This window comes from Desulfatiglans anilini DSM 4660, assembly GCF_000422285.1.
In the GTDB taxonomy this organism is placed as follows: Bacteria; Desulfobacterota; DSM-4660; order Desulfatiglandales; family Desulfatiglandaceae; genus Desulfatiglans; species Desulfatiglans anilini.
The window spans coordinates 22,730-35,524 of record NZ_AULM01000025.1; the positions used below are offsets into that span (position 1 = coordinate 22,730).

The 12,795-nt window shown below is 60.0% G+C and carries 11 protein-coding genes; 5 read left to right on the forward strand and 6 right to left on the reverse strand.

Annotated features, from left to right (window positions below):
* Positions 1-4: 4 nt before the first annotated feature.
* Together mazG and H567_RS0115200 are read right to left on the reverse strand one after the other, a co-directional pair.
* Positions 5-874 carry a nucleoside triphosphate pyrophosphohydrolase gene (mazG, locus tag H567_RS0115195; RefSeq protein WP_161626634.1) on the reverse strand — a complete coding sequence of 290 codons (870 nt, stop codon included), beginning with the start codon at positions 872-874 and terminating at the stop codon, positions 5-7.
* A complete protein-coding gene (locus H567_RS0115200) occupies positions 799-1,350 on the reverse strand; it encodes a CvpA family protein (protein ID WP_028322058.1) in 552 nt (183 codons plus the stop codon). The genes mazG and H567_RS0115200 overlap by 76 nt, the downstream gene beginning before the upstream one ends.
* 653 nt (positions 1,351-2,003) lie before the next feature.
* Here H567_RS0115200 and H567_RS0115210 point away from each other — a divergent pair.
* Genes H567_RS0115210 through H567_RS0115230 form a run of 5 tightly spaced genes read left to right on the forward strand, consistent with a single transcriptional unit; the run spans position 2,004 to position 6,414 of the window.
* Positions 2,004-2,189 carry a transcriptional regulator gene (locus H567_RS0115210; RefSeq protein WP_028322059.1) on the forward strand — a complete coding sequence of 62 codons (186 nt, stop codon included), beginning with the start codon at positions 2,004-2,006 and terminating at the stop codon, positions 2,187-2,189.
* 51 nt (positions 2,190-2,240) lie between these two features.
* Complete coding sequence (locus H567_RS0115215) at positions 2,241-2,687, forward strand: Hsp20/alpha crystallin family protein (RefSeq protein WP_028322060.1); 447 nt, start codon at positions 2,241-2,243, stop codon at positions 2,685-2,687.
* Positions 2,688-2,738: 51 nt separating this feature from the next.
* Entirely contained in the window at positions 2,739-5,231 is a 2,493-nt protein-coding gene (locus tag H567_RS0115220) for a Lon protease family protein (protein ID WP_028322061.1), read from the forward strand.
* Complete coding sequence (locus H567_RS0115225) at positions 5,231-5,740, forward strand: hypothetical protein (protein WP_028322062.1); 510 nt, start codon at positions 5,231-5,233, stop codon at positions 5,738-5,740. Before H567_RS0115220 ends, H567_RS0115225 begins: the two co-directional genes overlap by 1 nt.
* Positions 5,737-6,414 (forward strand): hypothetical protein, encoded by a 678-nt coding sequence (locus H567_RS0115230; protein ID WP_028322063.1) that lies wholly within the window; start codon positions 5,737-5,739, stop codon positions 6,412-6,414. The genes H567_RS0115225 and H567_RS0115230 overlap by 4 nt, the downstream gene beginning before the upstream one ends.
* On the opposite strand, the gene H567_RS0115235 is transcribed toward H567_RS0115230, so the two are convergent.
* The 4 genes from H567_RS0115235 to H567_RS0115250 form a co-directional block, all read right to left on the reverse strand.
* Positions 6,411-8,282, reverse strand: coding sequence for a RiPP maturation radical SAM C-methyltransferase (locus tag H567_RS0115235; protein ID WP_028322064.1), 1,872 nt, complete (start codon positions 8,280-8,282; stop codon positions 6,411-6,413). The two genes, H567_RS0115230 and H567_RS0115235, sit on opposite strands and share 4 nt — an antisense overlap.
* 141 nt (positions 8,283-8,423) lie before the next feature.
* On the reverse strand, positions 8,424-9,014 hold the full coding sequence (locus H567_RS0115240; protein ID WP_028322065.1) for an indolepyruvate oxidoreductase subunit beta: 591 nt from the start codon (positions 9,012-9,014) through the stop codon (positions 8,424-8,426).
* Between the two features lie 16 nt (positions 9,015-9,030).
* Positions 9,031-10,878: an indolepyruvate ferredoxin oxidoreductase subunit alpha gene (gene iorA / locus H567_RS0115245; RefSeq protein ID WP_028322066.1), complete on the reverse strand. Its 1,848-nt coding sequence runs from the start codon at positions 10,876-10,878 to the stop codon at positions 9,031-9,033.
* A 325-nt stretch (positions 10,879-11,203) separates the two neighbouring features.
* Positions 11,204-12,781, reverse strand: coding sequence for a class I adenylate-forming enzyme family protein (locus H567_RS0115250; protein WP_028322067.1), 1,578 nt, complete (start codon positions 12,779-12,781; stop codon positions 11,204-11,206).
* Positions 12,782-12,795 lie beyond the last annotated feature (14 nt).

A 12,795-nucleotide genomic window follows, 5' to 3' on the forward strand; every position in this document is an offset into this window, starting at 1 on the left:
CGGATCACGCCCTTTCCTTCCGAATGCCCTGCCAGACCTCCGCCTTCCTTCCCCTCGGAACGGCATCGAGATCCAGACCTTGGCTCTTGAAACGGCTTTCCACCCGCTCCACATCCTCCTTAAACCTCTGATTGGACAAGCGCAGGAGGTCTTCCGCATGGCCCCCCCTTACCCTCGCCAGAGCGGCCAGCGTGAACAGCAGATCGCCCATCACCTGATCGAACCCGCCGCCATCGGCCACCGCCCGCTCCAGAGACCGGAAATCCTTCCGGGCCTCATCCAGCAAGGCATCGACGTCCCCCGATTCCAGGCCGTATTTGGAGGCGCGCTCCGTCATGCGATGAGCCCTCATGAGAGCCGGAAGGTGCACGGGCACGCTGTCGAGCAGGGAGGCGGCCGAATCGGCCCCGTGGTTCTCATGCTTCTTGATCTCCGCCCAGTTCCGGGCGACCTCTTCGGCATTCTCCACTTGCGCTTCGCCGAAGACATGAGGGTGCCGGCGGATCATCTTCTCGATGATCCGGTCGAGCACATCCAGCACGTCATAGGCCCCTGTCTCCGACTCGATCCGGGCCATGAAAACAATCTGAAAGAGCAGATCCCCCAATTCCCCGCAGACATCCTGCGGATCGCCCTTCTCGACGGAATCCACCACCTCGTAAGCCTCTTCGAGGAGATACCGCTTGATGCTTTCCACCGTTTGTTTCGCATCCCACGGGCACCCGCCGGGCGAGCGCAGCCGGTCCACCAGCCGGCAGAGTTCGATGAAACGCTTTCCAATGCTGTCCCAATCCATATTTAGTTCGATTCGGACCGGTCCGGCTTTCCGGATTCGCCGCCGGTCCACCTCTCCCCCCGGAACTTTCTCTTCCACTGTTCATAAGTCTCCGGCGGTATCTGCCCTGCCACGAACTGGGAAGACCGGACGACCCAGGGATACAGCTTCGACTGGGCTACGACCGGCGAAGCCGCCGGGACGAAAAAATTGATGATTACCATGCCAAGATAAAGCACCACCATTCCCTTGACAAAGGCCACGGCCACTCCGAGAGTACGGTCGAGCCAGCCGAGGAAAACCTTCTTGAATGCCGTTTTGAGAGCCAGGCTGAGCACATTGCAGGCAACCATGATCACCAGCATGATCAGGGCGAAACTCAGCAGAGAGAGAAAAGGCCAGTCCGGAAGAAACCCCTTGAGAAGACCCGTCAGATTCGCCTCATATCGAAAAGCGGCAAGGAGCCCGAGCACGACCCCCGCGAGTGATCCGACCTCGCGGAAGAAACCGCGGAAAAGCCCCCTGACCAACAGAAAGGCCATCAACGCTATGATCAGAATGTCCAGCCAATTCATAAGCTTCCAACCACTGGACCGTGTCCCGGGATAGCGGAGCGCCGCGTCCGGTCTGCACTTGACGCTCCTCGAGCCGCACCTGTTTCCAGTCCGGGAGGATCCCCCTCTCCGAAAATCATTCTCAGACAGGCTGCATCCGCATCCTTTCAAGTTTTCATTATAGGAGAGTATCCATCCTCAGTCCAGAAGCGAATGCCGGGGGCAACCGCAGGCTCAGACCCGCGTTGAGACAGAACCACCTTCGGGGCAAAAACACCGGACGCCCCCTGCTCGAGAGCAAGCAGCCGTTCGGGGCAGCATACGAAAAAAGTGGCTTGAAGACAATCGATGATTCCTATAAACTGCTGTCAGAATCGGGAAAAATCAACGCAACATCTTGATGTGCGACCCCTTTTTAAAGCAGGGCTTTTCCATTCCGACCGGAATGGGCAAAGGTCTTCCGGCCTTGGCGGCATGCTGGACAAACCAGCTGTTCACAGGCCGGGGAACGACGCTCAGGTCCAAGGCCTGCGCCCCCCAGGAATCAGGCGCACTCGCAAGCGCGCCGCAATGGGGGCGGAACGAGCGACACGCGGGAGGCGGGCATTTGACAACGGCCTGCCAACCAATCGAAAAGGCTCCTGTGGAGCCCATCCGATCCGGGAGAATATTCCATGAACGAACAGGAAAAAATCGTATTCGACGCTATGGTCAAGGCCGGCGCTCCGGTTCGCCCTGGAGACATCGCCAAAAGCATCGGCATCGACGGCAAGGAGGTCTCCAAAATCATCAACTCGCTAAAAAAACAAGGCAAGGTATTTTCCCCCAAACGCTGCTTTTATGCTCCGGGCTCCGAGTAAACACCGGAAAACGGCCGCCCCCGGGAACGGACCCGTTAAGGAGGACGAACCATGCTCGAATTGACGGTATGGAAAAACCAGCAACTCGACGACCTGAGAAGAGACATCGACCGCCTCTTCGACCGGATATGGGGGGATTTCGGGATCTCTCTCCTGCCCGGTGAATTCATCCGCGGACCTGCTGTACACATAGCCGAAAACGCCACCACTCTGATCGTTCAGGTCGAATTGCCAGGCGCCGATCCGGATTCGCTGCGGTTGACCGTATTTAAAAACGTACTGCTTGTCCAAGGCGAAAAACCAGCTCCTTTCGCCCGCGGCGCGGATAGGCATCGAGCCATTGAAAACGGCTTCACGCCGTTTGCCAGGCGCATCCAATTGCCCTGCCGCGTCATCGAGGATGAGGTCGAGGCCACCTTCGCAGACGGAATCCTACGGGTCGTTTTGCCCAAACAGCTCCAAGCGCGCTCATCCAGCATACGTATAACCGTCGCTTGATCTCCTCTCCACCCCCCTGTCAACGCCCTGGATGAAACAAGGAGGACATCGATGCCCAGAAAGAAAAAGACCCCTGAAGTCCCTTTAGAGCAGTTGCGCTGGCGTCTCGACCCGGCTGCCTTCGAATTCGAAACAACCAACGACCTCGATCCGCTCAAAGAGATCGTCGGCCAGGATCGCGGGGTGGAGGCCTTTCGATTCGGGATGGGCATGGACAAACAGGGGTACAACATCTTCGTGACCGGGATTGCCGGCACAGGCCGAATGTCCACCGTCCAGAAGCTTCTGGAGGAAATGCGCCGGACAGACAAAAAGCCGCCGGATCTTTGCTATGTCGCCAACTTCGAGAATCCTGAAGCCCCTGCCCTGATCCAACTCGACCAGGGAAAGGGGGCCGAGTTCAAAAAGGACGTCCACGAGCTCGTGGAAACCCTGAAAAAGGAGATCCCTCAGCTCTTTGAAAGCCAGGAATACATCAGCCTGAAAAAAGAGATCATGGAGACCTACGAACAGAAGGGCAAGAGCTTCTTCAAGGGCCTGGATCAGAAGGTCAAGGAAGAGGGGTTCGCCCTCGTAGACATCCAGATGGGGCAGATCAAGCGGCCGGAGGTCATGCCGGTCGTGGACGACAATCCGATGCACATCGATCAGCTGGAAGCCATGGTCGAAAAGGGGCGCTTTCCGAGAGAGGAATTCGAGGTCCTCAAGGCGAAGCAGGCGAAGCTGCGCGAACAGATCGACCAGATCTTCCTCGAACTGCGGGATCTGCAGAAAGAAGTCCAGCAGAAGATCGAAAAGATGGACCGGGTCGTTTTCATGAAGAACGCCTCGGAGCTGACCGACCCCCTCTCCGCCAAGTTCAAGAACGAAAAAGTTACGGCCTACCTGAGCTCCATGCTGAACGACATGGCCGACCACCTTCAGATCTTCCGAACCCCGCAGCACCAAATCCCGCCGGAAATGGCAGGGATCCTCCCGGAGTCGGACCCCTTCCAGCCCTATCAGGTCAACCTGCTGGTCGACAACAGCAAGCAGGAGGGCCAGCCGGTCATCGTCGAAAATTACCCGACCTATCGGAACATCTTCGGCGCCATCGAGCGTATTGTCGACCGCCACGGGCTGTGGCGCACCGATTTCAGCAAGATCAAGGCCGGCTCCTTCATCAAAGCGAACGGCGGCTATCTGGTTATCAACCTCCTCGATGCCATTGTCGAGCCCGGGGTCTGGCAGGCCCTCAAGCGGGCGCTCAAGAGCCGGAAGCTCGAGATCCAGACCTACGACCCCTTCTACCTTTTCACCACCAGCGGCCTCAAGCCCGAACCCATCGAGATCGACACGAAGGTGGTGCTGACCGCGGACGCTTATGTTTACTATCTGCTCCTCGCCTATGACGAAGACGTCCAGAAGGTGTTCAAGGTTCGGGCGGACTTCGACACAAGCATGAAGAAGACGGACGAAAGCATCCTGCAGGTCGCCCGTTTCGTGAAGCGCACGACCGAAGAGGAGAGCCTGAAGCCCCTCGACCGCAGTGCAGTGGCCGCACTCGTCGAAGAAGCTGTGCGAATGACCGGACGGCAGGAAAAGATAACGACCTCCTTCCCCCAGATCGCCGACCTGGTCCGCGAAGCCAATTTCTGGTCCAGTGAAGACGGGCAGGACATCGTTACCGCCGCACACATGGAAAAGGCCATCGAGGCCCGCATCTACCGCGCCAACTTGATCGAAGAGCGCATCCAGGAGATGATCGACCGCGGCACCCTCATGATCGACGCCGACGGCGAGGTGGTCGGCCAGGTCAACGGACTTGCGGTTTACAGCCTCGGGGACTACATGTTCGGCAAGCCCTCGCGGATCACCGCGTCCACCTCCATGGGGCGTGCAGGGATCATCAACATCGAGCGGGAAGCGGACCTTTCGGGCAGCACGCACAACAAGGGCATGCTGATCCTGGCCGGGTACCTTCGCAAGAAATACGCCCAGGACAAGCCTCTGACGATAAGCGCCAGCATCGCCTTCGAGCAGTCCTACGGCGGAGTGGACGGCGACAGCGCCTCCTCGACCGAGATCTACGCCCTGCTCTCGAGCCTCTCCGGGGTGCCGATCAAGCAGACCCTGGCGGTCACCGGCTCCGTCAATCAGAAAGGCGAGGTGCAGGCGATCGGAGGAGTGAATCAGAAGATCGAGGGGTGGTTCGATTGCTGCCGCCTGCGGGGACTGACGGGCGATCAGGGCGTTTTGATCCCGGCAAGCAACGTCCAGGACCTCATGCTCCGTAAGGACATCGTGGAAAGCGTCGCCGGCGGCCGTTTCCACATCTACCCGGTCAGCACCATCGATGAGGGAATCGAGATCCTCACCGGCGTCCCCGGCGGCGAGCGCAAGGCCGACGGCACCTACCCGAAAGGATCCATCAACCAGTTGGTGGACCTCAAACTGCGCAGTCTGGCCGAGGGGCTGAAGGAATTTGCGGGAGAAGAATCGTCCAGCGATTCCGCACCCGGAAAATCAGGCAAAAAACACTGCGGTCATCCGCGGCTGAACTGATGTTCCGCCCGCCGCCCCCGCTTTCAGGCTCCATCGAGGACCGCATCGAGTGGGCTGATGCCTGCTGCGAGGCCGCTGAAGGGAAGCTGCGCTCCGACAAGGATGCAGCGGCGCTGCTCTCCCGCTTCAGACGGGCCGCAGCGGGCTCCCGCGAAGCCCTGCAGTCGACCGGGATCGTCGAGATCTGCCGCCGCTGCGATGCATTGGAGGGCGGCTCATGCTGCGGGGCCGGCCTCGAAAAACACTATGACGCGGTGCTGCTCCTGATCAACCGGCTCCTCGGGGCCGCCCTCCCCAAGCGGCGCCAAGATCCCCGCTCCTGCTTCTTCCTCGGCCCAAAGGGCTGCCTCCTCACCGCAAGGCATGTCCTGTGCGTCAACTATGTCTGCCGCAAGATCACCGACCGCATCCGCCCCGAAGGCCTCGCCCGATTGCGTAACAGGGAAGGCGAGGAACTCGAGGCGCTGTTTCTCCTCCACGAGCGCATCAAGAAGGTGCTGAAGTCATGAAGCCCGATCATCCGGCAGACCTTTCACCCAGCAGCATGCGCCCCCGAAGCGGACCGCCGGAGGGCGTTCTGCCGCACCGGCGGACCCTGGAAGCCGTCGCCGGCTTCTATGACGAGCGCAAGGTCGGGGACGTGGGGGCGCTCGGCTTCCGGCGCTCCACCGACCTGCTGGTCCTCCTTCAATGTCTTGAAACCCTCGTGCAGGAAGGCTGGCTGATACCTGGCCAGTCGCGTTTTCTCGATCTCGGGTGCGCAGACGGCCGGGTCAATGTTCTCATGAGCTACCTGACACACGTCTCGGCCGGCATCGAACTGGATGAATGGACACTGGACGAATACGCCCCGCTCAGGCAGTCCCTCGAGGCACGCCTCCAACAGGAAGGATGCCCTCCGCCTCCCCGGAACATCCATCTTTTCCACGGCGATTCGACCGCACCGGATGTCCACGATGCCTTGAGGAAAGCCACAGGCATCCCCTTCGAGGACTTTGACCTCTTTTACACTTACCTCATCATGCACGAGGAGTTCAGCGAACTGATCCGCCGGCGCGCCCGGTCCGGGGCGCGCTTCCTGGTCTACGGCCTCAGCAGCATCATGCCCCGCTACCCGGGCATGCGCCTCCTTACCGATCCCCGTCCCCTGGGAGGCATCCTGGCCGTGTACGAGAAACGCTAGCCCTTCCGCAGCGGGCCGCAGCGCACGGCAAGACTCAGATAACGATCGTCCTCGTTGAACATGAGGCGCTTTTCGACCATCATCCGGAGGAAGGGAAGCGCATGCTCCTCTCCAAGGCCGGAAAAACGGGTGAGGATCGCCCGCAGACTCCGCTGGACGTCGCAAAAGAGGTAAAGATCGCGCGAGAGGCCTTTCAAACGGTGGGTTTTTTGGAAGGCCCCCGGCTGGCGCTCCCGGATGATCATGAAATCGCGCCCGTCGAGGTAGGAAAGGATGGGTTCGCAGGCCATGGAGCCGCCCTCACCGCCTCCATGCAGGGTCTGGTAGGATCGATGCCACGCCTTGATTTTCTCCCGCACGGGGCGCCAGAGACGCCTCTGCCGGAGCACCCCGCCGCTGTATCCCTGGACCATCAGTTTAAGGTCCTGCAAAACGGCCGAGGGGAAAAGACGCGCGTAGAAGGGGTGGTTGCGGACCCTGCCGATCCCGTAGCGCTCCGGATCGGCATGAACCGGACTTCCGTACCCGAGCCAGAAGGAGATCCCCCGGAGCGGTCTGAAAGGCAGGGCGAAGTCCAGGTTCATGAGGGTTTCCGCCACCTCTGCCTCCCCGCTCGACGGGAACTCCAATATGAGGTTGGCGGCAAGATCCGGGTACCCGCAGGCCTCGCAGTGCTTCATGATCTCCAGGTTGTCGATAGCCCTCGTGCCTTTGTGCATGCGCTCGAGCAGCCGGGTGCTCAGGCTCTCGATCCCGACCTGCACCTCCCGCACCCCCGCCATGCCCATCGCCCGCAGGGCCTTCAAGGGCGTCCTGGCCCGGATCTCGCCGAAGAGGCGGAAATCCCGGCCCAATCCTTGAATCCCATCGAAGATCTCCGCCAGTTCCCGCGCCGGAAGCAGGTTGTCCATGAAAGAGACCGACAGGTCCTGGTATGCGCCGGTGAGGGCATCGAGCTCGTCCAGGATCCTCTGACGGCTCTTCGCGCGGTATCCCCACCACTGGAGGTTCAGATTGCAGAAGGCGCACCCGGAAGACCGGGCTGCGCGCCCCGCTCCGCGCCACCAGCATCCCCTCGAGATCTCCATCGGCAGGCGCGGGAAAAACCGTCTGGACGGCGGCAAGGCACCCAGTTCCTTGAAATAGTCTGCGAAATCCGGATAGGGCAAGTCATCGAGCGAATCGACCTGGAAGGTCTCCGAAGCGGATTGGCTCGCCTTGCACCCGATCAAACCCTGGCAGGGCGGGACCGCGTCGGGAGCCGCCCCGCCGCCGAGATGCTGCGCCAGGTGGACGAGCGGCCTCTCGCCTTCCCCCTGAACGACGAAATCGATCTCCGGAAAGGCCCGCAGGAGACTTGACCCCATATCTCCGGCGCACGAGGACCCGCCGGCCGTGATCAATACGTTGGGGCTTTTCCGCTTGATTTCCCGGATGAAAAACAGACTGCTCGTAAGCTGCCCCAGACAGATCGAAAACCCGGCCAGGCTCAAGCGATCCCATTCAATCCCGTCCATGAAGCGGGCGGATGACCGATCGAGGGCGCCGAGGAGTTCCTCGAAAGAGAGGCGCCGCAGGATAGGGACGTGTCGGACCTGCCGCTGCCAAAACTTCTGCAGGCCGGCGCGCCGGTCAGGATAAAGCAGTGCGGCGTAAAGCGATTCGGCGGGCCACGTTCGATCCGCGATTTCGCGATACACATCGTAGCCGAGTGCGGCCGCAATGGCCAGATAGGGATGGAAGGCATCGACTTCGAGATTCGGCACTTCCCGGCAAAGGAAGGCCTTGAGGGCGCCCAGTTGGATGGAAGGTCGATTGAAAAGCGGCCAGGGGGTCGATACCAGGGCGATTCGGGTCACCTTGCCCATCGTGGTTCCCCTTGACAATCGCCCGGGCGATCCGGCGATCGAAGCGTTGAGGGAAAAAACAGGAGGATCGGGAAAACGCTAACGCCTCCCCGATCCCTTGAAAAAAAGGGGGCAAAGCCTGCCCCCACAGCAGCAAACGGTTTATCTGGCACCCGCCATCCCTAAATCGAAGGCCTTGATGTTGGACTCGAGGAACGCCTTCTTGGTGGACGCAGCGATGGTCTTCTTCATGTCTTCAGGGGTGATCGGGACGGCGCCCGATCCGATCAAGGCGCCGAGCATAACCATATTGAGCGAAAGCGGGTTGCCGGCCTCCGCCGCCAGTGCGCTCCCGTTCAAGGCAATGACCTTTTTCTTGACCTTCTTCTGAATCAGTTCCAGGGCCTCCTCCACTTTCGGATACTTGCCCTGCCCGATAGAAACCGTAAACGGGGGCAGCGGGCTCAGGTTGGTGATCACCAGGCTGTCCGCACTGCACTTCCCCATGGCCCGCAGGGTCTCGATCGGCTCGAAGCCGATCAGGACATCCGCCTCAGCCCCTGACACGATGGGGCTGGTGACGTTCCCCATCAACACAGCCGATTCTACGATCCCGCCTCTTTGGGCCATACCGTGAATCTCACTGACCACAACAGGGATGCCGGCGGCAAGAGCCGCTTCCCCCAACAGACGCGAGGCTAAAAGATTTCCCTGGCCACCGACGCCGACAAATACCAATCGTTTCGTTTCCATTAAAGCCTCCCTTTCCTCATTTCACGGGCACGATGGCGTTTTCGGGACAGACCTGGGCGCAGACCGAGCAGCCGATACACATATTCTCGTCGATCCGGACCTTCTCCTCCTCTACAAACATGGCCGGGCAGGCCAGCTTGTTGATGCAGTCCCTGTGGTTCTTGCACTTTTCCTGATTGACGGTGAAGACCTTCCCCCGTTTGAACTGTTTGGTCGCTTTCGCGAACAGGGGGCAGAACTCATCGGAGATCACCACGGAAAGGCCATCGTAGTCCCTGGCGGCCTGCAAGGCTTCGATCGTCTTCTTGATCTTGAAAGGCTTTACGACATGCACGTCCTGCACGCCGCAGCCCCTTACGACGTTTTCGATCGAGACCCGCGTCCGGTCCAGGCCCATCAGGTTCGCCTGGACCCCCGGATGGGGCTGATGGCCGGTCATGGCCGTCGTGCCGTTGTCGAGGATGACGAGGGTGAACTTGTGGTTGTTGTGCACAGCGTTGACCAGGCCGGTGATACCGGAGTGGAAAAAGGTCGAGTCGCCGATGAAGGAGACGGTTTTCTGATCGGTCCCCTCGGCGAAACCGCAGCCGCTGCTGACCGAAGATCCCATGCAGATCAGGTAATCAGCCATGGAAATAGGCGGAAGGACGCCCAGGGTGTAGCAGCCGATATCCGTCGGGTACACCGCCTCGTTGCCGAACACCTGCTTCACCGCATAGAAAGTAGCGCGGTGCGGGCAGCCTGCACACAGGTTAGGCGGCCTGCCGGGCAGCGGAGGCAGGTCGGACATTTCGACCATCGCCGGGGCTTTGTAATCGATCCCGAAATACTCCGCGACTGATTTGCGGACCAGACCCGGATCGTATTCGAAAAGACGCGATAGGCCGCCGACCCCTTTGCCCTTGATCGGGATCGTGATCCCGTTTTCCTGTGCGAGGGCCTTCAGCTCGTTTTCCATGATCGGCTCCAGTTCCTCGACCACCAGAACCTTGTCCACCTGCTTGAGGAACCGCGTCATGAGCGCCTTCGGAAGCGGCCATGAGAAGCCGAGTTTGAGGAGTGTGACCTTGTCCGCAATGCCGAGATCGACGACGGCGTCGCGTACGTAGTTGACGCTCACACCGTTGGCGACGATGCCCCACTTGCCTTTCCCCGTCAACTGGTTGTAAGGCCACTGCTCGGACTTTTCGAGCGCGCGGTCGTACTTTTCGAGCAGCACCTGGTGCAATTTGCGCGAGACCGCGGGGACTGTCACCAGATTGAACGGGTCTTTTTTGAAGGTCCCTTTGGTTTTTCTGGGAGGCAGCTTGCCGAGTTCCACCCCTCCGCGGATGTGGTTCAGGCGCGTCGTGGTTCGCAGGATGACCGGAAGTCCGAGTTCCTCGGACAGGTCGAAGGCTGCAACCGTGGCGTCCTTCATCTCCTGGACGGTGGTCGGCTCCAGCATCGGAAGCCCTGAAAGACGGGCGTAATACCGGTTGTCCTGCTCGTTCTGGCTCGAGAAAAGCGATGGGTCGTCGGCGTTCACGATCACCATCCCGCCTTTCACCCCGACATAGGCGAGTGTCATCAGCGGATCTGCGGCCACATTGAGCCCCACGTGCTTCATCGTCACCATGGTCCTCAACCCGCAGGCCGCCGCCCCGGCCCCCACCTCCAGGGCAACCTTTTCGTTCGTCGAGTATTCGAAGTAAAGATCGGTTTCCTGGCTGATATGGAGGAACTGCTCAGGAATCTCCGAAGAAGGCGTTCCCGGATAGCAGGTGGCGAAAGACAACCCCGCCTCCAGGGCTCCCCTGGCAATGGCCTCATTGCCCAACAAGAGCATCTTTTTACCTGGTGCATCTGTCAATAATTTGTGCATCTTCTCCCCCGACTTCCATGGTTGGTTGTTTGGTCTCTCCCCCTCGGGCCCGGAGGGCCCGAAACACTGAAGAGCTGGGTCTGCATAAACAGGATGGCACTGCATCGTCGACCATCAGGCAGCCACGGAGCGACGGAGGCCGCCTGGTGCAAGGCTGGTCATATTGCAGCTATATTCTAGCTATCTTTTCATACTGAACGTTTGGAAACATGTCAAGCAAAAAGACCTTTTCTCCTGATATCCGGCAGGCTTCCCTCCCATTTGCAGCTGCACCGTCCATGCGGCGGCCGGCGACCCCCGCGAAGATGCGCTGCAGGTAAAAAGATCAAGGGTTGATCTTGAAGGTCTCGGCCGCACCGGCATATTTCTTGCGCAATTTAGGCTTCTCGATCTTGCCGGTGGGATTGCGCGGGACATCGTCGAAGAACACCCGGCGGGGCCGTTTATAGCGCGGCAGGCCTTCGCAATACTGGAAGAAAGCGGCATCGTCCATCTCTGCGCCCTCCTTCAGCTTTACAATCGCCGTCACGACCTCCCCGAGCCGCTCATCGGGCAGACCGATCACCGCGGCATCCTGAATGAGTCGATTTTCCATCAGAAAATCTTCGATTTCGACCGGGAAGATATTCTCTCCGCCGGTGATGATCACATCCTTCTTCCGATCCACCAGCCAGATGAAACCGTCTTCGTCGACGCGGGCCATGTCCCCGGTGAGCAGCCACCCGTCGAAAAGCGTATCCCGGGTCGCCTGCGGGTTCTTGTAATACTCCTTCATGACGCACGGCCCCTTGACCATCAACTCGCCTGGTTCGCCCGGGGCAACAGGCTTCCGCTCGAAATCGACGATCTTGAACTCCCAGTCGAAGCCCGGGACACCGATGGCGCCGACCTTGTGGGTGTTCTCGATGCCCAGGTGCACGCATCCGGGGCCGGTGGTTTCACTCAATCCGTAGTTCGTGTCGTACTGGTGATGCGGGAAAACCTTCTTCCAGTTCCTGATCAGGCTCGGCGGAACGGGCTGCGCCCCGATGTGCATGAGACGCCATTGGTCCAGGTGATAATCTTCGAGTTTGACCTCCCCCCGCTCGATCGCGATGAGGATATCCTGCGCCCAGGGTACGAGGAGCCAGACGATGGTCGCCCTCTCCTCGGACACCGCCTCCAGGATCCACTGCGGTTTGACCCCCTTCAGAATGACGGCCTTCGCCCCCACGATAAAATTTCCGAACCAGTGCATCTTGGCGCCGGTGTGGTATAGCGGCGGGATGCAGAGGAAATTGTCGGCGTGGGTCTGATAGTGGTGGCGGTTTTCGACAACGCAGGAAAATTCGAGGTTGCGGTGGGTCAAAAGGATCGGCTTAGGGGTCCCGGTGGTTCCGGACGTAAAATAGAGCGCCGCCTCGTCGAGGACATCGATCGGGACACGCGGCTCATCCGCCGCAGCCCCCGCCATGAAAGCGTTGAGATCTTCCGCGTACTCGGGCCGGAGATCCGGGGGACCCGAAAAGATGAAATGCTCGATTGTCCCGAGTTCATCCTTGATGGGCGCCAACCGGTCGATGAACTCCTCGCCGAAGATCATGACCTTCGCCTCGGCGATCTCTGCGCAGTAGCGGATGTCCGATGAGGAGAAGCGGAAATTGAGCGGCACGGCCCATGCCCCGGTCCGGAGGATGCCGAAGTAGGCGGGAAGCCATTCGAGGCAGTTCATCATCAAATGAATGACCTTGTCCCCCTTCTTCACTCCCTTCACGATCAGGCCGTTGGCGATCCGGTTCGCCGCCTCGTCGAAGGCCTCCCAGGTCATCTCCAGCCGTTTCCCCTTGGCCGGGTCCCTCTCGATCAAAGCGATTTCCTTCCCGTACATCCTGGCGTTGCGGGCCAGAATTTCACCGATCAGCATAGCATTCCTCCTCG

What these genes read in the sequence shown, in the direction of transcription:
- H567_RS0115250 (WP_028322067.1), bottom strand. Translation starts at nt 12,781, where the DNA reads ATGCTGATCGGTGAAATTCTGGCCCGCAACGCCAGGATGTACGGGAAG.
- H567_RS0115235 (WP_028322064.1), bottom strand. Translation starts at nt 8,282, where the DNA reads ATGGGCAAGGTGACCCGAATCGCCCTGGTATCGACCCCCTGGCCGCTT.
- H567_RS0115225 (WP_028322062.1), top strand. Translation starts at nt 5,231, where the DNA reads ATGTTCCGCCCGCCGCCCCCGCTTTCAGGCTCCATCGAGGACCGCATC.
- H567_RS0115215 (WP_028322060.1), top strand. Translation starts at nt 2,241, where the DNA reads ATGCTCGAATTGACGGTATGGAAAAACCAGCAACTCGACGACCTGAGA.
- iorA (WP_028322066.1), bottom strand. Translation starts at nt 10,878, where the DNA reads ATGCACAAATTATTGACAGATGCACCAGGTAAAAAGATGCTCTTGTTG.
- H567_RS0115240 (WP_028322065.1), bottom strand. Translation starts at nt 9,014, where the DNA reads ATGGAAACGAAACGATTGGTATTTGTCGGCGTCGGTGGCCAGGGAAAT.
- H567_RS0115230 (WP_028322063.1), top strand. Translation starts at nt 5,737, where the DNA reads ATGAAGCCCGATCATCCGGCAGACCTTTCACCCAGCAGCATGCGCCCC.
- H567_RS0115210 (WP_028322059.1), top strand. Translation starts at nt 2,004, where the DNA reads ATGAACGAACAGGAAAAAATCGTATTCGACGCTATGGTCAAGGCCGGC.
- H567_RS0115200 (WP_028322058.1), bottom strand. Translation starts at nt 1,350, where the DNA reads ATGAATTGGCTGGACATTCTGATCATAGCGTTGATGGCCTTTCTGTTG.
- H567_RS0115220 (WP_028322061.1), top strand. Translation starts at nt 2,739, where the DNA reads ATGCCCAGAAAGAAAAAGACCCCTGAAGTCCCTTTAGAGCAGTTGCGC.